This is a genomic window from Actinomycetota bacterium (assembly GCA_035536535.1).
In the GTDB taxonomy this organism is placed as follows: Bacteria; Actinomycetota; JAICYB01; order JAICYB01; family JAICYB01; genus DATLNZ01.
The window spans coordinates 1-21,671 of sequence record DATLNZ010000159.1 but is presented as its reverse complement, the minus strand read 5'-3'; the positions used below and the strand labels follow the sequence as shown (position 1 = coordinate 21,671).

At 68.4% G+C, this 21,671-nt stretch carries 21 protein-coding genes; 15 read left to right on the top strand and 6 right to left on the bottom strand.

The annotated features are described in order from the left end of the window. Positions 1 to 74: 74 nt before the first annotated feature. Positions 75 to 407: a hypothetical protein gene (locus VNE62_10640; GenBank protein HVE92735.1), complete on the bottom strand. Its 333-nt coding sequence runs from the start codon at positions 405 to 407 to the stop codon at positions 75 to 77. A 173-nt stretch (positions 408 to 580) separates the two neighbouring features. Between VNE62_10640 and VNE62_10635 the strand changes: the two genes are divergently transcribed. Continuing rightward, positions 581 to 1,693, top strand: a complete 1,113-nt coding sequence (locus VNE62_10635; GenBank protein HVE92734.1) for an NlpC/P60 family protein — start codon at positions 581 to 583, stop codon at positions 1,691 to 1,693. A gap of 22 nt (positions 1,694 to 1,715) precedes the next feature. On the opposite strand, the gene VNE62_10630 is transcribed toward VNE62_10635, so the two are convergent. Then, positions 1,716 to 2,102 (bottom strand): SCP2 sterol-binding domain-containing protein, encoded by a 387-nt coding sequence (locus tag VNE62_10630; protein ID HVE92733.1) that lies wholly within the window; start codon positions 2,100 to 2,102, stop codon positions 1,716 to 1,718. Positions 2,103 to 2,229: 127 nt separating this feature from the next. Further along, on the bottom strand, positions 2,230 to 2,718 hold the full coding sequence (locus tag VNE62_10625; protein ID HVE92732.1) for a VOC family protein: 489 nt from the start codon (positions 2,716 to 2,718) through the stop codon (positions 2,230 to 2,232). Positions 2,719 to 2,781: 63 nt separating this feature from the next. Between VNE62_10625 and VNE62_10620 the strand changes: the two genes are divergently transcribed. The 12 genes from VNE62_10620 (at position 2,782) to VNE62_10565 (ending at position 18,515) form a co-directional block, all read left to right on the top strand. Then, a complete protein-coding gene (locus VNE62_10620) occupies positions 2,782 to 3,246 on the top strand; it encodes a hypothetical protein (GenBank protein ID HVE92731.1) in 465 nt (154 codons plus the stop codon). A gap of 111 nt (positions 3,247 to 3,357) precedes the next feature. After that, positions 3,358 to 4,794 carry an ABC transporter substrate-binding protein gene (locus VNE62_10615; GenBank protein ID HVE92730.1) on the top strand — a complete coding sequence of 479 codons (1,437 nt, stop codon included), beginning with the start codon at positions 3,358 to 3,360 and terminating at the stop codon, positions 4,792 to 4,794. Beyond that, positions 4,794 to 5,717, top strand: a complete 924-nt coding sequence (locus tag VNE62_10610; GenBank protein HVE92729.1) for a branched-chain amino acid ABC transporter permease — start codon at positions 4,794 to 4,796, stop codon at positions 5,715 to 5,717. The genes VNE62_10615 and VNE62_10610 overlap by 1 nt, the downstream gene beginning before the upstream one ends. A gap of 11 nt (positions 5,718 to 5,728) precedes the next feature. Continuing rightward, the gene (locus VNE62_10605) at positions 5,729 to 7,786 is read left to right on the top strand and encodes a branched-chain amino acid ABC transporter ATP-binding protein/permease (GenBank protein HVE92728.1); all 2,058 of its coding nucleotides are present in this window, start codon (positions 5,729 to 5,731) and stop codon (positions 7,784 to 7,786) included. A gap of 118 nt (positions 7,787 to 7,904) precedes the next feature. Continuing rightward, positions 7,905 to 8,474, top strand: a complete 570-nt coding sequence (locus VNE62_10600; protein HVE92727.1) for a hypothetical protein — start codon at positions 7,905 to 7,907, stop codon at positions 8,472 to 8,474. Positions 8,475 to 8,501: 27 nt separating this feature from the next. Beyond that, positions 8,502 to 9,182, top strand: a complete 681-nt coding sequence (locus tag VNE62_10595; GenBank protein ID HVE92726.1) for a hypothetical protein — start codon at positions 8,502 to 8,504, stop codon at positions 9,180 to 9,182. 82 nt (positions 9,183 to 9,264) lie between these two features. After that, positions 9,265 to 12,123: a hypothetical protein gene (locus VNE62_10590; protein ID HVE92725.1), complete on the top strand. Its 2,859-nt coding sequence runs from the start codon at positions 9,265 to 9,267 to the stop codon at positions 12,121 to 12,123. Between the two features lie 34 nt (positions 12,124 to 12,157). After that, positions 12,158 to 13,633, top strand: coding sequence for an ABC transporter substrate-binding protein (locus tag VNE62_10585; protein HVE92724.1), 1,476 nt, complete (start codon positions 12,158 to 12,160; stop codon positions 13,631 to 13,633). Position 13,634: 1 nt separating this feature from the next. After that, positions 13,635 to 16,523: an ATP-binding cassette domain-containing protein gene (locus VNE62_10580; protein HVE92723.1), complete on the top strand. Its 2,889-nt coding sequence runs from the start codon at positions 13,635 to 13,637 to the stop codon at positions 16,521 to 16,523. Then, complete coding sequence (locus VNE62_10575) at positions 16,520 to 17,281, top strand: ABC transporter ATP-binding protein (protein HVE92722.1); 762 nt, start codon at positions 16,520 to 16,522, stop codon at positions 17,279 to 17,281. Before VNE62_10580 ends, VNE62_10575 begins: the two co-directional genes overlap by 4 nt. Continuing rightward, the gene (locus VNE62_10570) at positions 17,278 to 17,841 is read left to right on the top strand and encodes a hypothetical protein (protein HVE92721.1); all 564 of its coding nucleotides are present in this window, start codon (positions 17,278 to 17,280) and stop codon (positions 17,839 to 17,841) included. The genes VNE62_10575 and VNE62_10570 overlap by 4 nt, the downstream gene beginning before the upstream one ends. Then, the gene (locus VNE62_10565) at positions 17,835 to 18,515 is read left to right on the top strand and encodes a hypothetical protein (protein ID HVE92720.1); all 681 of its coding nucleotides are present in this window, start codon (positions 17,835 to 17,837) and stop codon (positions 18,513 to 18,515) included. Before VNE62_10570 ends, VNE62_10565 begins: the two co-directional genes overlap by 7 nt. 12 nt (positions 18,516 to 18,527) lie before the next feature. Here the strand turns inward: VNE62_10565 and VNE62_10560 are convergent, their stop codons facing one another. After that, entirely contained in the window at positions 18,528 to 19,313 is a 786-nt protein-coding gene (locus tag VNE62_10560; protein ID HVE92719.1) for an ABC transporter ATP-binding protein, read from the bottom strand. A gap of 6 nt (positions 19,314 to 19,319) precedes the next feature. Further along, on the bottom strand, positions 19,320 to 19,661 hold the full coding sequence (locus VNE62_10555) for a hypothetical protein (GenBank protein HVE92718.1): 342 nt from the start codon (positions 19,659 to 19,661) through the stop codon (positions 19,320 to 19,322). 82 nt (positions 19,662 to 19,743) lie between these two features. Here VNE62_10555 and VNE62_10550 point away from each other — a divergent pair, with 82 nt between their 5' ends. Continuing rightward, positions 19,744 to 20,667 (top strand): SDR family NAD(P)-dependent oxidoreductase, encoded by a 924-nt coding sequence (locus VNE62_10550; protein ID HVE92717.1) that lies wholly within the window; start codon positions 19,744 to 19,746, stop codon positions 20,665 to 20,667. Further along, entirely contained in the window at positions 20,668 to 21,285 is a 618-nt protein-coding gene (locus tag VNE62_10545) for an MBL fold metallo-hydrolase (GenBank protein ID HVE92716.1), read from the top strand. Here VNE62_10545 and VNE62_10540 read toward each other — a convergent pair. After that, positions 21,270 to 21,671, bottom strand: a 402-nt coding sequence (locus tag VNE62_10540; protein HVE92715.1) for a MaoC/PaaZ C-terminal domain-containing protein, incomplete at its 5' end; no start/stop codon positions are given. The genes VNE62_10545 and VNE62_10540 overlap by 16 nt on opposite strands.

The window sequence follows — 21,671 nt, the reverse complement described above, 5'->3', positions numbered from 1 at the left end:
GGAGCCACCCCTTCGCCGCTCGCCCACTAAAGGAAGAAGGGGCCCGAAGGCCCCTTCTGTCCGAAGCGTTGCGTTCAGGCGGCCTGCGTCAGCCTGGTCTCTCCGGCTCGCTGCGGCTCGTCGCGGTGGATCCAGCCACTCACGGCGCCCAGCATGGCCGGCCAGACCGAAGCGAGAGCGGACATGAACAGCCCGGTTGCGATGGTCCCAACGACCTCGCTGCGGACTCCGATGTCCCACGCTGCGAAGACCGAGAAGTCGAACAGGAACGCGTAGCCGATCCCGATCAGGGCCGACACGACCACGGCCGCGGCGGCGTGCATGCTCTTGGGCGTCAGGTGGTCCAGAAGATCCACCGTCTTCAGGGTCAGAAGTCCACCCAGGAGCAGGATCGTGAACTCGTACATTCCCTTCACCTCCTTCGAAGTTTCGACACCAAGAAGGACTCGGCGGGGGCGTCCAAGGTTTCACCGGTGTGATTCGGTTATTTGACCGGCCCCGCCGGGTCGGTTAAGAAGAGGGTTGCCCGAGTTCTTCGGGCCTCTCCCCGAGAAGCCCGGACAGGGACCCTATGAAGACGATGCGACCGATTGCGTTGGCGGCCGTGGTTGCCCTCCTGGTGTCGGCGACGGCACCGGCCGGCGCGGCCCCCACCGGCGTCGACGACAAGCGCCGGGAGGCCCAGCGGATCGAACGTGAGATCGCTCAGCGCGGGGAGCGCCTGTCGATCGCAACCGAGGAGTTCAACAAGGCGAGGCTCGCCCGCCAGGGCCTGGAGACGAGGCTCGGCGATCTCAGGCGCGAGAGGCTGGCCGCTCAGGAACGGTGGAACGAGCTCAAGGACCGGTTCAGCCAGCGGGCACGCGTTCTCTACATGCACCCGGGATCCTGGGCGCAGCCGGTGCTGGAGTCCGGCAGCATCAACGACCTTGCCCGGGCCAGGGTGCTGTCCGGAACCGTCCTGATGTCGGACACAGAGCTGCTCCAGCGCACAAAGCGCGCCAGGTCGGAGGTCTCGCAGCGCGAGAAGCAGCTGGACAAGCTGAAGGTCCAGGCGCGGGACAACGAGCGGCGCCTTCAGGAGCGCCAGTCGCTTGTCAGCCGGGAGGTCGGAGCTCAGCAGAGGGTGCTGTCCAGCCTTCGCGGCGACATCGCAACCCTGGTGGAGGCCGAGCAGCGACGACGTGAGCTGGATGAGGTCCGCGCGGTCAGGTCTGCGCCCAGGTCCGTAGCGGCCGCCGCCCCGCCCGCAGGACGCCCTCAGTCGTCGATCGCTCCCGGCTCCAACAAGGTCAAGGCTTCACCCGGCGCATCGGCGGCACCCCAGAAGGCGGCCGCGCCGGTGAAGTCGGGGGCCGGCAAGGCGGTTGCCACCGCGGCGGCGCAGATCGGCAAGCCCTACAAGTGGGGGGGAGCCGGTCCGGACTCATTCGACTGCTCGGGACTCACGCAGTACGCGTGGGCGTCGGCGGGCGTGTCCCTGCCGCACTCTTCGCAGGCCCAGTACAACGCGCTGCCCAAGGTCGACCGCAGCCAGCTCCAGCCGGGCGACCTGGTGTTCTTCGGCAACCCGATCCACCACGTCGGGATCTACGAGGGTGGGGGCAGCATGATCGCCGCCCCGCAGACCGGCGAGAAGGTGCGCCGGCAGTCGATCGACCGGCGCGACTACCGGGGCGCGGCCAGGCCCTGACGCAACCTCGGACCCCGGTAGCTCAGTACTCGGTGGGCACCTGAGCCAGGATCGGTGCCATGGTCTGAAAGAGCGCCTGATGCTGCAGGAGCTTGCCCATGTTCCCGGTTACCCGCAGCTTGCCCTGCATGAACGCGGCTTGTGCGTTGAGTTCCTGCTTGTTGATGGCCACGGCCGTCTCATAGCTCTGTGAGATCGTCACGTCTGGGTTGGACGCGCTTCCCGTTCCTCCGTCGACGCTGCTGTCCTTGATCTCGATCCAGTAGCGCGCCTCGCCGGACTCCGGCGCTCCCGTGATGACCTGTTCGATCGTGAGGTCCACTCCCTTTGACGCGTTCTTAAAGGAGTCGCTGGAGTTCAACGCTTCCCGGGCGGCGGTGGCCCACTCGTCACTCAGGTACTTGGCCATCATTCCTCCTTGTCGGACATGGCGGTGCTGCGTGATTGTGTCCCACACGCAACCCCCGGGCAAGTCGATGGCGCGGTGGGGGCGCCCTGCGCTTCGTCGCGTCCAGTCCCCCTTGGAGGGGCTCGGGCTAGTCCGGTTGCAGACCGGGCCTGTCCGCCAGGAACTCCTCCAGCGTGCGCGACGGCTTCGGCGGCTGGGCACCCGCGGCCACCTGAGCCAGCTGGATCAAGATGCCTGAGGTGTCCCTCGGGTGCAAAAAAGCCTCCTTCCACGACTCGTGCGAGAGGTCGACGTCCACCGGCGCAAAGCCCGCCGCCGCGAGCTTCGGGATGCTTCCCGCCAGGTCCTTCACGAACAGCGTCACGTGGTGCAGCCCCGGCCCCCGGCGGGTGAGGAACCTGTACAGAAAGCCCTGGTCGTGGAGGGGCTCGATGACCTCGATCTTGCCGTCCGGGAGCGTGAACTGGAGCCACCTGAACCCTGCGCGCTTTGAGTCGCCGCCGGTCAGGAACCTCGCCCCCAGGACCTCCGTCAGCATCCGCGCCGGGCCGGATGCGTCCCATGTGGCGATCGCGACGTGGTCCATCCTCACGACTTCAACCGGGAGGTCGAGCATCGGCGAAGGATACCCGCGCCCCCCCGGGCCGGGGCTTTCGGGACCTCCGGTAGGCTGGCCCGCATGGATAAGCGTGCGGGCCGGCTCGCGCTCTACGCGGGCGTGCTCCTCGTGCTCGTCGGGCTGATCGTGCTCTACATCGGCTACAACGGGGCCGCGACCCACGCCAATGTCGTCCAGCAGGTGCCATACCTCGTGTCCGGAGGCTTCACCGGGGTGATCCTGATCGTGCTCGGGGCCACCGGTGTTCTGGCCTTTGTGCTCGTGCACGTCCAGGCGGGCATCCGGGAGGGGCTGGAGGTCCTGGACGGGTCGATCCGGGAGATGACGGAGGCCCTGTCCCACCGGGAGTTCGAGCCGGCCGACAATCGTGGCTCCGGCGGGGAGCTGGTGTCGGTGACCCGCGGCAGCTCCAGCTTCCACCGGTCCGAGTGCAGGCTCGTGACCGGCAAGGAAGGCGTCCGGGTCCTGCCGCGCGCGGAGGCCGAGCGCACGGGGCTGCTGGCCTGCAGGGTTTGCAAGCCGTGACGCCGTCCGATTTGGGAGTTTCGTGGCAGGAACTCGCCGGCGTCGGGTCGAATTACGGTGGCCGGGGGCTCCTGCGAGCCGCAGTCAGCTGATCAGGGGGTGGAGCCGCACATGCGGCGCGCGATCTTTCTTCTTGCACTGTCGTCGGTGATCTCGTCGGCCTGCGGGCTGAAGGTCCCGGCCGACTCCAGTTCCCGTCTTTCGTCCGGCGAAGGCGCGGCAGTCGAGGCGGCCGAGGCGGGGGCCGAAGGGGCTTCGGTCAGCGCGGAGGCCGGCGGAGCGCAGGCCGGTGGCGCCGCCGCGGCAGCCGGGGGCCCCGCGGCCAAGGCCGCCGCCGGCAAAGCGGGCGAGGGCCCGGCCGGTGTCTCGGGGGCCAAGCTTTTCCCGAACGACACCGAAGGCGTGACCGACACGCAGGTGACCATCTGCTCCCACATCCCCATGACGGGAGCGGCACCCATTCCCAGGCACCCGGGCCGGTTCGGGAAGTTCTACTTCGACTACGTCAACAAAGAGCTGAAAGGGATCCACGGCCGGAACGTGAAGTTCGTCACCCTCGACGACAAGTACTACCCCGCCGGCGCGCTGCAGGCCGTCAACGACTGCAAGCGCAACGGGACCTTTCTGTACGCGGGCGCCGCCGGCACCGACCAGATCGTCGCGGTCGGAAAGTGGGCGGCCGCAAACAAGGTGCCCTACCTGGCCGGGCCGGCATCCGTGAAGGACATAGGCAACATCCCCCAGGTGAAGATGGTCGGCCCCGACTACGAGTCTCAGCACGTTCTGCTCGCCGACTACTTGATCAAAAACGCGCAGCAGCTGACGGGCAAGGCCAAGCCGGTGTTCGGGATGCTCCGCGTCAACTCTCCGTTCTTCACCGCCGGCCACGACGTGTTCGTCGAGGAACTGCGCAAGCGCGGCTTCTCCCTCGCCGTCGACAAGCAGGTGGAGAAGGACGAGAACCAGTTCACCGACGTGATGCTGGAGATGGAGCAAAAGGGCGTGGACATCATCAACAACTTCACGACGCCCAACATCTGGATAAAGCTGCTGAAGCAGAACAACAACCCGAACTACAAGCCCCTTTTCACGGCGGTGTCCCCGGCCGCGGGCTACAACATCATCGCCGCGGCACTGGCCGACTCCAACGCCAAGGCCATCCTCTTCCACCACTTCAACCCGCCCTACGACCACACCGACCGGAACCTTCCGTGGGCGGGCGACATAACCGAGTTCCGCAGGATCTTCGACAAGTACTCGCCTGAGAAGTGCGAAGCCAACGATCCGTTGTGTCCGGACGACTTCGACTACTCCGCGTATCTGGCCGCAAAGGGACTGGAGCGGATACTGCGCCAGGCGGGCCGCGACCTGACCCGGACAAAGGTGTGGACGCTTCTGGACACCTACAAGGAGAACCCAGCACAGGTCGGACCCGCCTGCGCGCTGGACTTCACCCGCGACAAGGGCCGGGGAGCCCACGCCGTAAACGTCTACCGGCTCGACGGCGCCAAGTGGAAGCTGCTCGCCGCCTGCATCGATAGGGTCTGATGCTCAGCGCCGTCATCACCGGCGTGACGGACGGCGCCACCTTCGGGCTCATGGCGCTGGGCATCGTCCTGGTGTACAAGGCGACCCGGGTCATCAACTTCGCGCAGGGCGAGATCGGCACCGTTGCCATCTACCTGGCATGGATGGCCACGAGTCGGCCGGGGACCACGCTCGCGCAGATAGGTCCGTTCAGCTTCGGGGGCCTGGGCCTGCCGCTCGTGTTCGCTGTGACGCTGGCGGTCCTGCTTGCCGCAGGTCTGGGCGTGGCGATGGAGCGGCTGGTGGTCCGGCCGATGTCCGACGCGGCCCCTCTGACGATCACCGTGGCCACGCTGGGGGTGTCCACCGTCCTGGGCGGGCTGGAGTTGATCATCTGGGGCGAGCGCCCCCAGAACCTGCCCTCTCTTCTGTCGGGGCAGGCCGTCGGGATCGGCGGGATCTTCGTGGACCGGGGCCGGCTTCTCGCGCTGGCGGTGACCGTCGTCCTGGGAGTTGTGTTCTACGTCTTCTTTAAGAGGTCGACGTTCGGTCTGGGGGTGCTGGCGGCGTCGCAGAACCCGACGTCCTTGCGGCTGATGGGCATCAGGCTGTCGGTCGTGTCGATGTTCACCTGGGGAGTGGCGGGGGTGCTGGCTGCGCTGGCGGGGATCATCCTGGCCCCCACCATCGGGTCCTTCCACCCCTATTTCATGACCCTGATCCTGATCCCCAGCTTCGCCGCGGCCCTTGTGGGCGGGCTCACGAGCCTGCCGGGGGCGTTTGTCGGGGGCATGGTCGTCGGCGTGGTCACGAGCCTGTCGAAGTACGTCGCGTCGCGGTACCTCAAGCAGGACATCCCCGGGCTGCAGTTCGTGGCCCAGTTCGCGCTGATCGTCGGCGTCCTCACGCTCCGTCCGCGAGGACTGCTGGGGGGTGAGGCTTGACTTCGCCGGCGGTGGCAGACCCGCAGCAGATGGCCCGCAGGCGCCGCCGGTTTATCGCCGGAGCCGCCGCTGCCGGGCTCCTTCTCTGCCTGCCCGAGATCGGCATCGTCAAGGACAACACGTTCCTTTTCTCCCGGGCTCTGATCTGGGGGCTGGTGGGACTGTCGATCAACGTGCTCACCGGGTATGCCGGCCAGATGTCCCTTGCCCAGGCGGCGCTGATGGGGTCCGGCGCTTTCACGCTCGGCATCCTCTACTCGCTGCACGGCGTCCCGTTCTGGGTCGCCTACCCCATCGCCGGGCTGGTGACGTCGGCGGTCACTGTGCTCATCGGCATCCCCGCCCTTCGCATCCGGGGCCTTCACCTCGCGATCGTCACGCTGGGCTTCCAGTTCGTGATGGCGCGCGTCGTGTTCCGGCAGGACGTGATCACGTCCGGGGCCGCGGGCATCGACATCGAGATGCCGATGTGGATCGGGGGCCGCCGCCTGACGGAGCAGACGTTCATGTACGTGATCGCGGTGACGCTGCTCGTCATCTGGATGGCCGACCGCAACCTCGCCTCCACGCGCGGGGGCCGGGCCTTCTACGCGATCCGCGAGGACGAACAGGTCGCGGCGTCGTTCGGCATCTCCGTGCAGCGCTACAAGCTGCTCGCCTTCGCCATCGCCGGCTTCTACGCGGGTCTGGCCGGGGCGCTTTTCTCGACCCTGCTGCGCTCGGCGGGGGCGGAGCTGTTCGACTACGACCGGTCCCTGGAGCTGCTCGTCTACGGCGTCATCGGCGGGCTCGGCTCCCGGGCCGGCGTCTTCATCTCGACGATGTTCCCGATCTTCTTCACGCAGATCTTCACCAACCTGCAGACGTGGTCGATCGTGCTCGGGGGGTTCCTGCTCATCCTGACGCTGACCCGCTACAGAGGCGGCCTCGCGGAGCAGGGCAGGGAGCTGGCTCACCTGGCGACTCACCTCTGGAAGCACCGGCGCCACGTCGCCCTTGGCCTGCTGCGCCTTCCCGCATCGGTGGCTCGGGCCGTGAGCTCCCTGCCGTCCGCGGCGGCCGCGGCGGGGGGCTGGGCCCGGCTTCCGCGCGCTCTGCGCGAGCGGCGTCATGCAAGGGCGGAACACCAGGCGCAGGCCGCCGAAGAGCACGACCCGGAGGCGGCGCAGGTGCTGGCGACGACCTCCGTGGGCCAGGCGGCCGTGTCGGGGTCGGTACTGCGGCGCAACGCGCTCGGCCGGTCCGCCCGCGGTCCGCTGCTGGAGGTGCGGGAGGTGTCGATCCGGTTCGGCGGGGTCCAGGCGCTGGACGGGGTGACGCTGGAGGTCCGTGAGGGGGAGATCGTAGGCCTGATGGGGCCCAACGGCGCCGGCAAGACGACTCTTTTCAATTGCGTCTCCGGATTCGCCAAGCCCAATTCCGGACAGGTGTGGTTCGGCGGCCGCGACGTCACCTCGACCCCTGCCTACCGCAGGGCCTGCATGGGGTTCGGCAGGACTTTCCAGAACATCGGGCTGGTGAAGTCCGAGACGGTGCTGGCGAACCTGATGATCGCCCAGCACTCGGTGGCAGGGTATGGGCCGCTGGAGGGAATCCTGCGCACTCAGGCCGTCCGGCGGTCCGAGGACGAGCTGCGTGAGCGGGCCGAGGAGGCCCTGACCCGGCTGGGGCTGCTCGAGCTCGCCGGAAGAGTGGTCCACGACCTGCCGCACGGCCTGCTCAAGGTCGTCGAGCTTGGTGCGGCTCTCGTGACGGGCCCCCGGATCCTTCTGCTGGATGAGCCTTCGTCCGGAATGGCCCCCCCGGAGGCCGAGCAGCTGGGGCGGACGCTCAAGGAGATCCAGGCGGCGTTCGACGTGACGGTGCTGATGATCGAGCACCATGTCCCCCTGGTGCTGTCCGTGGCCGACTACGTCTACGTCCTGAATTTCGGAGAGCTCCTGGCCGAGGGGGAGCCCTCGGCCATCGCGCGGCACCCGGAGGTGATCGCCGCCTACCTGGGATCCGACGAGGGCGACCTGGGGGGCGAAGAGGCGCTGGTCTCCGCGGCGGCCCAGCCGTCGGTCTGACCGCCGGTCACTCAAATGGCCAGGTTGGGCGGACCCCGGGGGGTTGGCTCCCGGAAGGAATGAGCGGCCCGGCGGCGAACACAGTGCGCAAGAAGTTCAGTTGCGGCAAGGGGGATTTATGAGAGCAGGACGATTGGTCACCGCTGTGGCGGCACTGGCCGTGATCGCGATGACTCCCGCGGCAGCCGGCGCCCGCGCCGAGGACTGCGCGGGCATCACGCCGGACGTTTGCGTTGCGCAGGACCACCGTCAGGTGTACCTGCAGTTCACTCCCGGGGCCGACCCGGGCCTTTGGCGCCTCGTCGCCGACGAAACGGGGGCAGCGGTCCTTACCGCCACATCCCAGGCGTACGGAACGGCCGCAGGCATCGTGCCCCGCGGGACGCTGCAGGTGAGCGTCGACTGGGGCTCGACCCCCCAGACGAGCACGGCCACAGTGCGCGGGACGATCCCCACCTCGGGGACCTGGGCCCTGGGCGACGTTGCGATCGACCTCGCCATCCAGGGCATTCCCGGCGACGCCGCCTACAGGGGAGCAGGCTGCAGCGTGTCGGACCGCGCCAGCGCCGGCAACGGGCGTGCGAGGTCCTCCGACGCTGTAGGTGATGTCGGACCCCACGCCTTCACGGCCGACGAGCCGATGTTCGCGCAGCTGCGCCGCTACGACGTGTGCACCGCGGTTCGATAGACAACTGACATGACTGGAGGACCTCACATGAGATTCAGAAAGCTCGTCGCGGCGGCCGCCGTAGCGGCGCTCGCAGCGGTCACCGCCTCGCCCGCATCGGCACAGAACCCCGACGAGGTCGTCGCGGTCAGCGTTCTGGAGGGAGTCGGCTTCGTCTGCAACGCCGCCGGCGCCAACTGCACCTACGACCTCGAGGACCCGCTTTGGAACAAGGTCACCAACGCCCACTGCTTTTCCGGGTGCCAGGGCTTCTTCTGGCCCGGGCTCGGCCCCCGCATCCTGCGCTCGCCGGTGGAGTTCGCGGCAGGTCCGGACCTGAAGGCTCCGGACAGCTTCTGCGTGAGCACGCTGGGAGGGCCCGGATGCTCGATCCACTCCTACTCGCCGGACGGCAACTACGGGGTGTTTCCCAGCGCAGTGGGACTCGGCGCCTACTGCGGGTCGTCCCGGGGACGGCTGCGCAGTGACACCAGGTCGGCTCAAAGCTCCGTCAGCGGCCGGGTCGTGAGGGTTTCCTACGAGTACACGTGGGAGCAGTCGGGAGCCACGGTCCTTCCGATCGTTGGGTCCGGGATCGATCTCGACACGGGCAAGCGCTCGACGCTGGTCGGGTTCACGAGCTCGCGTGGCCTCAGCGGCGCCGGCGACTGCGGCATCTCGCAGGCCACCACTCAGTTCCAGGTGGAGGGGATGACGGTTTCGTTCTAGCAGCCGCACGCAAGAAGGACGGTTTCACCGGGAGCGCCGATGGAGACATCGGCGCTCCCGTGCGACTGTCTCGGGTGACAATGTGGGCGAAAGGGACGATGTGAAGCGGACGCGGGGACTGTGGGTCTGGCCGGTGACGGCCGTGCTCCTGCTGGCCTTGCTGCCCGTGGGCGTGGGGGCCGCGGACCCGAAGCTGGTTCCCCGCGGCAAGCTTCCGATCTTCAGGCCGCACGATGCGGCCGATTTCTCGTCCAACGGATCGCTGCTGCTGGACCGCAAGCGGCGCATCGGGTACCAGGTCTTCGCCCTGACCCGTGGGACGGGCGTCCAGTCGTTCAACCTGGACACCCTGGAGCCTTTGGCCTACAAGTCCTTTGCGTTCACGGCCAGCACTCCGGTGGGGATCACGTCCGGGGAGTTCATCCAGGCCGTCGACGAAAACAGCGGGCGCCTGTACTTCGCCTTCCTCGACAGCCTGAGTTTGTTCGGGGGATTCGTGGTGTTGGACGGTCCGACGCTCACCCAGATCAAGACGTTCCGGCGCGAGGACGCGCCTCCCACGCCCGCCTCCAACGGCCTGTGCACCTCCACGAGCTCCTGCGTGCCGCTGCCCGCGGGGGTGGCGGCCGGATTGCGGGGCATCGACATAACGCCTTCCGCGCTGTCCGGAGGCTCTCCGAAGATCCTGCTGTTGATGCAGGAGCAGAGGGCGCCCGGGACGGAGAACAACTTCAACATCGTCTGGGCCTCCCAGTGGGACACCCAGACCGGCAAGCAGGACTGGATCTACAGGGTCGCCGCCTGCGGGAACTTCAAGCTCCCGATACATCCGCAATCGCGGTACCAGCTGAGCCTGTTCCAGAGCCGGCACGGGTCGTCGGTCTACCTCGCCTGCCAGGGGGCCGGTGGGACCGGGCAGGTGGTCCGGCTGCTGACCGACGCGAGTGGACGTCCGGTCGTCGAGGAGGTGTTCCCCGGGCCGCTTGGAGTCGCCGACGTCCTGTCGGACCCCGAGTCCGACCGCATGCTCATGCGTGTCATGAACGAGGAGGGCGAGTCCTGGTGGGTGTTCGACGGCGACAGCTCGGCCTACGTCGGGGTGATCGGGATGACGCTGGAGCCCGTGCCCGCGTCGTCCGGAGTGGACCCGTTCACCGGCAGGCTGTACACGCTGGCCCCATCCACTCAGAAGGGCAGGCAGCGCAATGCCGGAGGGCTGCTCATCGCCGATGCTCGCCGGTCGCCCGTCCCCCAAGCTCTGGCGTTCGAAGACCAGGCGGGTAACGGCGTGATGCGGATCCAGGCCGACTCCGGAGAGGATCTGGCTACCAGGGTGTTCGTCCGGCGCGGCACCGACGCCTTCTTCACCGTGTACGAGGACTCCGTCGAGGTGTCCACCGACCCCCCTCTGGAGGACCAGGACCGGTTCACCACCGACGAGCCGGAGAACCCGGCCACGACCGCTTCCAACTTCACCGGCACCGCCCACGGCTACGGCTTGCGCGCGCTGTTCGTCGGCGGTGTCGAGGGCCTTCCTCCCGGGGGGCCGAGCGTCGGGTCGATCAGGCCCGGACGCAGCGGCATAGCCTCGGCCGGCTCCCCGTGCGGACGGGCCGACCGCGAGATCGTCTTCGGCTTCGTCAGGCAGGCGGCGCTGTCCAACAACCTCGCCGGGGCGGCCGCGATCCCTCTGGAGGCCGATCCAGGTACGAAGACCGACGCGGCGGAGGTCGTCTCCCGGTGCTGGGCGCGCCCGCAGCCGCTCGGCGCCGACCCTTTTCAGTCCTTCTGGCCACGGCCCGACCTCGACGCGGACCGCGACGGCAACAACGACGCCGACGAGGCACTCGGCACGACCTGGCCTACAAAGGCCGCGGAGTGCTCGAACGACGGCACGGGCAACGCCGGCACCACGAACCTCCCGGGCTACACCGCGGAGGTCAACTGCGCGCAGTCCGACGCGCAGCCGAAGGTGCTCGCCAGCGCCCGCAGCCAGAACCTGACGCTCAGCCCCCCGAACGCCGGCGGCGTCAACTTCGGCCCCCTGAAGGTGGTGGACACGTCGTCGCAGGTGAGCCTCATGAAGACCACGGACCGGGGACTGGTCGTCCACAGCGAGTCGTGGGCCAGGGGGGTCGAGGTGCCGGGCGTCTTCCGCATCGAAGCCGCCGGCACCGTGGCTGAGTCGTTCGCCGGCGGACAGCCCGGAACGGCAGGCACGAAGTTCAGCCGAATCCTGTGCGGGGTGAGCATCCCGAGCCAGAAGGTCGATGTCCAGGGATGCGTCCTGCCCGAGAGCAACGTGTCCCCTCAGATCGAGTCCGCGCTGGGCAAGTCGCCCATCGAGACGCAGTTGAACCGCGCCCTCAGCGGCCGGGCACGCGTCGTCTTCCCGGAGCCGGACCCCGGCCTGAGCCGCGGGACTCCCGGCGGCTACCTGGCCTCCATCCAGAAGGACCGCGGGCAGGAGGTCTCCGCTCGCGCGATCAACAACGACGCGTCCACGCAGGTTCCCGCGATCGAGATGTCGGTCTTCAACGACGACCCCACCCTCGGCCGCGGCCGCCAGATCTACCAGATCGCCGGCGTCGACGCCTCCGCGACCTACGGCATCTACCTGCTCAACGCGCTGGGCCTGGAGGGCCTCGGCGACGTGGATCTCGCCGCGGGAGACACCCTGCCCGACGTGCCCCTCACGGAGGTCCTGTCCGAGATCGCCTACGGCCCGCTTCCGGAGATCGGCGGCGTCGCCGCTCCTCCGGTGGTGGCCGGAGCCGTGGGAAACGCGATCGCGAGGACGGTCAAGCGCTTCGCCTACGGGCTGTCGTTTTTGCTCCGGCGACCCCGTGAGGGCCTGCTGGCGACGATGATTTGGATGGTCCTCGGCGCGCCCGTCTACCTGGCCATGCGCCGGCGCGCCATCCGAGTCACGATCAGCTGAAGCGCGTCCGCCCGGCTTCGGAGAACCAGATCAGATGACCCTTCTGCTCATCGGAATAGGAATCGGATTGCTGGCGGGGTCGCTGTTCGCCGGGCGGAACCGTCCGCTTCTCTACCTCGCCATGGCAGGACTGCTCGGTTACGTGGTGGTTCAGGACCGTGCGGCTCCGCAAAAGTCGGCGGTCGCCGGTGGAGGAGCGGAGTCCGCCGCGGTCGACGGTGAGGGGGCCGCAGCCGAGGCCGCCGACGCAGGTGGGGCCATCGGGGACCCGGCAGCGGCCGGAGGCAGCACGGCCGGAGCTGCGGCGGGCCCGGGTGGCGCGCTTGCGCAGCCGAAGGGACTGGAGTGCTCGCGCGGCAAGAACGGCGGCGCCACCGACACCGGCGTCACCGCCGACAAGATCAAGCTCGCGGCGACCGTGGTCCAGTCCGGGATCGGGGCATCGTTCCTTGGGCAGTCTCCGGTCGGGATCCAGGCCGTCGTCCGGAAGGTGAACTCGTCAGGCGGAATCTGCGGGCGGCTGCTGGACATCAAGCTGGTGGACGACGGCTGGCAGGCCGACCGCGGCTTGACGTTCATCCGCAACTTCATCAACGAGGGCGTGTTCGCCCTGCCGGTCACGCCGTCTTCGGAGGGACTGACGGCCGCCATCGAGTCCGGCGACATCTCCAAGGCGGGCATTCCGGTGGTCGGGTCCGACGGGATGCTCATTCAGCAGTACCGCGACCCGTACGTGTGGCCCGTGGCGACGGCGACGATCTCGACGATGCGGGTCATGGCGCGTCACGCCTACGACAAGGGTGCCCGCAGCTTCGGGATCGTCTACGACAAGTTCTACCGGTTCGGCCGGGAGGGGGCCGAGGCGTTTAAGCAGTACGTGGAGTCCAAGCCGGGGGCCCAGCTGAAGGCGTACACCGGCATCCTTCCCGGACAGGCCTCCTACAGCTCAGACATCCAGTCGTTCAATACCGCGTGCAACGGCCAGTGCGACATGGTCGCGCTGCTGCTGGAGCCGTCGACGGCCGAGACCTGGATCGCCGGACGTCCTCAGTTCGGGACCATGATCACGTCCGGGTCGCAGACTCTTTTCAACGAGCGGTTCGCGTCCAACTGCGGAAAGCCGTGCAGCGGGATGCTCGTGTGGACGGGCTACAACCCGCCGGTCGGAACGCTGGCGTCGGATCCCGCCGTGGCCGCCTACGTCAACGACGTAAAGAGCGTGTCGCCCACCGTGGACACCACCAACCAGTTCCTGGAGGGTGCGTACCTGGGCATGAACGTGTTCGTGGAGGCACTTAGGAAGGTCGGGCCGCAGCTGACGAGGGCGCGGCTCAAACAGGTGCTCGATTCGATGGAGCATCCGGCCGGGGTCTCGGCTCCCCTGTCCTGGAAACCCGGCAAGCACCATGCCAACATCCGTGCCCAGGCCTTTTCGATCGTGGTGGCGCAGGGGTCGTTCGCGGGATTCGGCCCGGGATCCGGTTTTCTGGCGGACCCGGCCCTGGAGTGACATGAAGATCCTCGTGGCGGTCCTGCTGTCCCTGGGGAACATCGGGGCCTACGCGATCCTGGCCGTGGGGATCGTGATGATCTACCGGGCGTCCCAGGTCCTGAACCTCGCGCACGGCGCGATGGTCATGATCCCGGCCTACGTGGTCTACACGCTCAACGCGAAGCTGCGCGTCCCGGCGGCCATCGCATTCGTGCTCGGGGTGGCGGCCGGCGGACTGCTCGGGTACGGGGTGGAGAGGGTCTTCATCCGGCGCCTGAGGTCGGAGTCGACGACGTCCCAGACCGTCGGGACCGTGGCCGCACTCGGGATCCTCGTAGCCATCGCCGCCAAGGTGTGGGGGACCACCGGACTGCCCTCGGTGAGGATCTTCCCCGCGGGCTTCGTCAAGGTCAGCCAGTCGTCCATCAACTACGGGGAGTTCGGACTCTTTTTCGTGATGCTGGCCGTGACCGCGGCGTTGTTCGTCCTGTTCACGCGGACCGACCTCGGACTGATCATGCGCGGTTCGGCCGAGAACAGGCGTGCCGCTGCGTTGATGGGGGTCAACCCCGACCGCATCACCGCCCTCGCCTGGGTCATCGGAGGCAGCCTCGCCGGGCTGTCGGGGATCCTGCTCGCGTCGAACACGACGAACCTGCACCCGTACGTCCTTTCCTTCCAGGCCCTGTTCGGATTCGTGGCCGCGCTCATCGCCGGGATGGCGAGCCTGCCGGGGGCCGTCCTGGGGGCCGTGGTGGTGGGCGTGACGCTGGGACTCGTTCCCGTCCTCGGCTCCCTGGGACAGATGCAGGGAGCTCCGCAGCTGCTGCTCGCGGTCATCGCGATAGCGGCCATGGCCTTTCGTGGGCGCCGCATCGTCGCGGGTGCAGACGTACGCGGTGGTGCGATCGGCAGGGCGAAGTCCGGCGATGGTCCGAGGGCCCGCGATCTGCCGGGCCGTCGTCTAGCTATGGCGGCCGGGGTCCTGTTGTTCTGCCTGCTTCCCTTTAAGTTGAACTACGCGCTGCTGGGTTCGGCCAACCAGGGGGCCATCTACACGATCGTTGCGGTCTCACTCGTCATGCTGACGGGGTGGGTTGGGCAAATCTCGCTGGCCCATGCGGCATTCCTCGGCGTGGGCGCCTACACCACCGGCTGGTTCGCGCAAGGCCTCGGCATCCCCTTCCCGCTCAACCTCCCGCTCGCCGCGGGGGCCGGCGCGCTCGTCGCCGTGGCTCTGGGAGCGGTCGCGGTCCGGGTGCGCGGCCTGTACCTCGCCGTCGCCACTCTCATCTTCACCTGGACGGCCAGCGAGTTTTTGTTCCGCCAGACCTGGTTCACGAGGCACAGCTCGATCACGGTGGCCCCTATCGGACGCGCCGGCACTTTCCCCTACTTCGACTTCTCCAGCCGGACGGTCTTCTACTTCATCGCCTGGGCGGTCGCCTTCGCGCTGCTCTATACGATGGCCAACCTGCGCGACTCCAAGACCGGCCGCGCGTTCTTCGCGGTCCAGGGCTCGGAGATGGCCGCCGCGTCGCTGGGCATCAACGTCGTCCGCTACAAGCTGCTGGCGTTCAGCCTGTCCGGGGCCCTGGCCGCCGTCGCGGGCAACCTGCTCATGATGGAGGCCCGCGCGATCTCGCCGTTGCAGTTCGAGATCAACATCTCGCTGCTGCTCCTGTCGATCGCGGTCGTGGGCGGCGTCTCCAGTCTCGCCGGGGGGATGGCGTCGGGGCTGGTGTTCGCCTCCCTCAACTACGTCTTCTACGAGGTTCAGGCCCTGAGCGGCTTTCTGGAGGTCACGGCCACCGCGCTGCTGGCCATCGTCCTGCTGGCGTACCGCGGCGGCCTGGCCGCCGCGGGACACAGGATCGTAGGCCTGATCGCGGGGCGGCAGGCGCTGATGAGCGCCCTTCGCCGGGCGGACGCCCTGACCGACCAGATGATCGAGGACCTGTCGTGGCTCGCCGGGCGGGTACGCTACCGCGGCCGTGCCCGGCTGCTGTCCTGGGGGATGCAGCCCGCTTCGGAGGCCGGACAACTACAGGACGATGCGATTTCATCGGAACCCGGTCCGGTTCTTGTCCCCAGCGCTTCACCGGACGGCCGGCGTCAGACTACGGTCGTTCTGAAGGCCGACGACCTAACCGTCCGTTTCGGCGGCCTGACCGCGGTTCAAGGAGTGACGCTGGAGGTCCGCGAGGGCGAGATCGTCGGACTGATCGGTCCCAACGGCGCCGGCAAGTCCGTCACGTTCAACTCGGTCGCCGGACTCGTCACGCCTTCGTCCGGGCACATCACCCTGCACGGGACCGACGTCGGCGAGATGCCGGTGCACGAGCGCGCGGCCATGGGCGTCGCCAGGACGTTTCAGGCGATCCAGCTATTTCCGCAACTGTCGGTGTTCGACAACCTGCTCGTCGCGACCCACCTGCACAACTCCACGGGCTTTTTGTCGCATCTGGTCGTAACCCCGAGGTCGATCCAGACCGAGCGGCAGGCTAGGCGAAGGGTGGCCGAGGTGGTGGAGCGGCTGGAGCTGGCCGACGTCGCCCAGCGCCGGGTAGCCGATCTGCCCTTCGGCGTGCTGCGGATGGTGGAGGTCGCCCGGGCTCTGGTGACGGGTTTCCGGTTCATCATGCTCGACGAGCCCGCTTCGGGCCTCGACGGCACGGAAACGGAGGAGCTGACGGAGGTGCTTCGCCGCCTGCGCGACGAGGAGGCGATGACGCTGCTGCTGATCGAGCACGACGTGAAGATGGTCACATCCGTGAGCGACTACATGTACGTGCTCGACCGCGGGTCGCTCATCGCGCAGGGCCCCCCGGAGTCTGTGAAGCGCGATCCTCAGGTGATCGCGGCCTACCTGGGACGCCCCGTCGAGGAGATGGCGGTGGCGCGGTGAGCCTGCTCGAGGTGCGCGACATCGACGTGCGGTACGGGGCAGTCCAGGCGCTGCGGGGAGTTTCGCTGGACGTTGCGGAAGGCGAGATCGTGTCGATTCTCGGGTCGAACGGGGCCGGGAAGACCACGACCCTGCGGACGATCTCCGGGCTGCTCGCGCCCTCGTCCGGGTCCATCACCTTCGCCGGAGAACCGATTGCCGGACTGCCGGCCTACGAGGTGATCGGACGCGGCCTCGCGCACCTGCCGGAGGGCCGGGACCTGTTCCCGTCGCTCACGGTCGAGGAGAACCTGCGTTTCGGTTACTGGACCAAGCGAAAGGATCGCGCCGGTTACAAGCAGGGTCTGGACCGCGCGTTTCACTTCTTCCCGAAGCTGCTCGAGAGGCGGGAGCAGCCTGCCGGCACGATGTCGGGTGGCGAGCAGCAGATGCTCGGAGTCGCGCGGGCGCTGATGTGCACCCCGAGGCTGCTTGTGGTGGACGAGCTGTCGCTGGGACTGGCGCCGTTGATCGTCCAGCAGCTGTTTCAGATCCTCCGCCAGGTCAACCAGGAGGGGACGGCGCTTTTGATCGTGGAGCAGTTCGTCCACATGGCATTGGAGAACAGCGACCGCGCATACGTCCTCGCGCGGGGAGAAGTGGCGCTGGAGGGAAGGTCGCGCGACCTGCTCGACGACCCGGACGTGATCGCGGCCTATCTGGGCGAGGCGGCCGAGGCCCCCGGCGCCACCGGTGCGGCGGGAGGGGGCCGGCGATGACCCGCCTCGGCCCCCTGCTCGTGGCGCTGGCCCTGACCGGATGCTCTAGCCAGGACGCGCCGAGGCCGGGCAGGGTCACCGGCAGCGGGCTCAGGGACGCCGTCGCGGCCCCGGGTTCGTCCTCGGCCCCAGCCGGCCCTTCCGGAAGCGCGGCTGCCGCGAGTCCTTCATCTGCGCCGGCGGACGCGGGCGGCGCGAGCACTCCCGAGCCCACGGCGGCCCCCGACGGGTACAGGCCGATCACCTATCCCAACAACACGATGCCGCTGGAGGTGAAGGTTGTCCCAGACTGCGGCCGGCGCGGGGCGGCCATGAAGGCGGTGGTCCAGACGCGGCCAAACGTGGTGATAGGCGTGGCTACGCAGTACTCGGACCCCGACTACCGTCCGGACTTCCCCTCGGCCCCCGGGTACTCCGACGCCAGCGGGCGCTACGAGTGGAGCTGGGTGATCCGTCCCGACGCGCCTTTCGGTTCCGGGTTTGTCAGGGTGGCGGCGGGCAGGTCCAAGGTCGGGCAGGCGGCAGGGGAGGCACGGTTCTTCGTGAAGGACGCATGTTGATCCGCCGGGCCGCGGTCGTGCTGGTGGCGGTTCTGGCGTGCGGAGCCTGCGGGGACGCGAGCCCCGAGGCCAAGGGCCTGTCCCGGGAGTGTCAGGAAAAGCTGCGCCGCCTGCGGCTGGCGTCCACCGCCCTTCCTTCCGGTGGTTCACCTTCGGCCGTCCCGGGCAGGGACAGCCGTAATGAATGCGGTCCGGTGCGCATCGACGTGGAGGGGGACTTCGACGCGCACGTGCGTGACGCCCTGGTGGTCACCCGGCAGGAGACCTTCTTCGGCGGGCGACTGCCCGAGGTGGCGACCTTTTTGTCGGTCGCCATGATCGAGCACCTCAAACTCGAAGACGGGACCCGGTTCCGGGTGGCTTTCAACCTCGCGCCCGGGAGCTACAGAGGCGACGGAAAGTACACGCTCACCGACCGCGGGATCTCGGTGCCGGGGGAAGGGGGGACGGTCCAGAGCCCGTTGGGATCGGACGCCTTTGTGGAGGTGGTCGGATCGTCCGCGTCCCCCATCCCGTACCTGCGGTTCGACGCCCTGTCGCGGCCCTGCACCCTGGAGACGTCGAGAAAGGGGTCGTCCGGGCTGCTGCACTGCCGGGAGCTCACGGCCTCGGACGGCCGCAAGGTGTCTCTGCGGTGGCAGTGGGACACCCAGCGGGAGCAGGCCCGCAAGTAGCGCAGCCGGCCGTCAGCGCTTGCGCGTCCTCCCGGCCGGCGGGGCCTTAGGGGCCTTAGGGGCCTTAGGAGCGGCCGGGGGGGCACCGATGGACCCTTCGCCCAGGTAAGCCCGGACGATCCCCTCGCCACGCAGCTCACTGCCGGACCCGGCGAACACGATCTGCCCCTTCTGCATCAAAAAGGCGCGATGGGCGATGGCCAGGGTGAACGCTGCGTTCTGCTCGACCATCAGCACGGTCGTGCCCGACGCGTTTATCTGCTGGATGATCGAGAACAGGCGCTTGACGACTATCGGGGCAAGGCCGAGCGACGCCTCGTCCACGAGCAGGACCTTCGGGGAACTCATGAGGCCCCGTCCGATCGCCAGCATCTGCTGCTCGCCGCCGGACAGGGTCCCCGACAGCTGCGTCCGGCGCTCGGCGAGCACCGGGAAGAACTCATGGACGCGCTCGAGGTTGGCGCTGTACTCCGCGGGCCGCCGCTGGACCAGGTAGCCGCCCAGCCGCAGGTTCTCCTCGACTGTGAGCGCCGGGAACACTCCGCGGTTCTCGGGGACGTGGGCGATGCCCTTCGCCACGATCTGCTCCGCGGTCCGCCCGCGCAGCTCCTGGCCTTCGAACGTGACGGAGCCGCGAGCCGGCTTGATCAGGCCCGACAGCGCCCTCAGCGTCGTGGTCTTGCCCGCGCCATTGGGGCCCAGCACCGCTGCGATCTCTCCCGCTTCGATCTCCAGTGTCACGCCGTGCAGCACCAGAGTTGAGCCGTAGCCCGCGTGCAGGCCGCGGACCGACAGCAGCGGCATCTAGCGGGAGCTGTTTCGCCGGCCGCCGCGCGACCCGGACTCCTCCGTGTCGTCGTCGCGCGCACGGGCTGCCCCGGCTGCGCGCTCCAGCTTCGCCGCCACATCGTGGAGCGCCTGGCGCTCCTTGTACGACGTGTGGAGGATGACCTGCATCAGGATCGCCGCGGCCCCCAGCAGCAGGAGGCCGAGCCCCCCGAACCCTCCGGAGACGATGTAGGGCAGCTGTCCCACCTCCAGCTTCTGCGCCGCCGCGCGCTGCCAGCCGAGATAGATCACCGCCCAGCCGGAAGCGATCAGCAGGATGCCGGTCACGAGCGGGAGCCACGAAGGCCGCTGGTCCATGGCTACAGTGTGTCTCACGGCGCCCTTTCTTGCGATGTCCCTATACTCGCTGGCGCCGCACGCGGAAGGCCAAGGGAGGACCATGAAGCTGCTCGAAGGCAAGGTCGCTGTCGTTACGGGCGCAGGACGCGGAGTCGGCCGGGGCCACGCACTGGAGCTGGCCAGGCACGGGGCGAAGGTGGTTGTCAACGACCTGGGGGTCGCCTGGGACGGAAGCGGCGAGGACCAGACGCCGGCGGGACAGGTCGTCGCGGAGATCCGCGACCTCGGCGGGGAAGCGGCGGCCAACCACGACAACGTGTCGGACTGGGCGGGGGCCGAGAACATGATCCGCCAGGCGATCGACACCTTCGGAGACCTCCACATCCTGATCAACAACGCGGGGATCCTGCGCGACCGCATGGCCTTCAACATGACCGAGCAGGAATGGGACGCCGTGGTGACGGTCCATGGCAAGGGCCACTTCGCCCCCACCCACTTCGCATGCACCCACTGGCGGCAGAAGTCCAAGGAGACCGGGGAGCCGGTCTACGGGCGAATCGTCCACACGTCCTCGGAGTCTGGGCTGTACGGAAACGCCGGACAGTGCAACTACGACTTCGCCAAGCTCGGTATCTGCTCGTTCTCTCTGTGCATCGCCAGGGAGATGGTCCGCTACGGCGTCACCTCCAACGCGATCGCTCCCCGCGCCCGCACGAGAATGACCGAGGGGACGTTCGGCGAGATCCCGGCCGGCGAGGGATTCGACGCCTGGCACCCGGACAACGTCGCGCCATGGGTGGTCTACCTGTGCACTCCGGACGCGGCGCACATCACGGGCCAGGTGTTCGTGGTGACCGGAGGCGAGGTCTCGCTCGTGGAGCAGCCACACGTGGTGTCGTCTTTGAACAAGGACGACCGGTGGACGGTCGAGGAGCTGGCCGGCAAGTCCGCGGAGTTGTTCGGCGACCGGCCCACGTCGTTCGCCGACCGCACTCCTTTGTCGAGCATGGCCTCCGGCGGATAGATGGCCGACGTTCGCTGGCGCCGGGCCGTGGGCCCGGTCGAGATCACGAAGCTGTCGGTGGGCCCGATGGACAACAACGTCTATGTGCTGGCGTCCGGCGGGGAAGCGGTCCTGATCGACGGGTCCAACGAGGCCGACGCGATCCTGTCGGAGCTGGGCGACAAGCGGCTGACCACGATCGTCCAGACGCACGGGCACGGCGACCACGTGGTCGCCCTTCCGGCCCTGGTGGAGAAGACGAGCGCGCCGGTGCTGGTCCACCCCGGGGACGCAACGATGATCCCGGTCCCCACGGGCACGATCGGCGAGGGCGACACCGTGAAGCTGGGACCCGTTGAGCTGAGGGTGCTCCACACGCCTGGGCACACGCCCGGTTCCATCTGCCTGGTGCTGGAGCGTGACGGCCAAATCCTTTTGTTCAGCGGGGACACCCTGTTCCCGGGCGGGCCCGGCGGCACCTTCGGGAGCCGGGAGGCCTTTGAGCAGATCATGTCCGGACTTGAGAACAAGCTCTTTGCGCTGGACGACGATACGCAGGTCCTGCCCGGCCACGGGGACGACACGACGATTGGCGACGAGCGTCCCCACCTGTCCGGGTGGCGTCAGCGCGGCTGGTAGCAGGTCGCGAACGCAGCCGCTTTGACCTCGCCGGGCGCGGTCGTCACCTCCAGCTCGCAGTCGACCAGCAACCGGCCGTCCTCCTCGTAGGACCTCGTGATCCGGCCCGTGCAGGTGAGGGTCTGGCCCGGGAAGACGATGCCGGAGAACCGGACCCTGTAGCGGCGGACGGAGTCGGAGCCCAGCCACCTCGTGAGATAGCCGGCGAGGACTCCGGCCGTCAGCATGCCGTGGGCGAACACGCCCGGGAAGCCGGCGGACTGCGCGTACCCCTCGTCCCAGTGGATGGGGTTGAAGTCTCCCGACGCCCCGGCGTAGCGGACGAGCGTGGAGCGGTCCAGCCGGACCTCGAACGGCGGCGGCGGTTCGATCACCGCTCCGGAGCC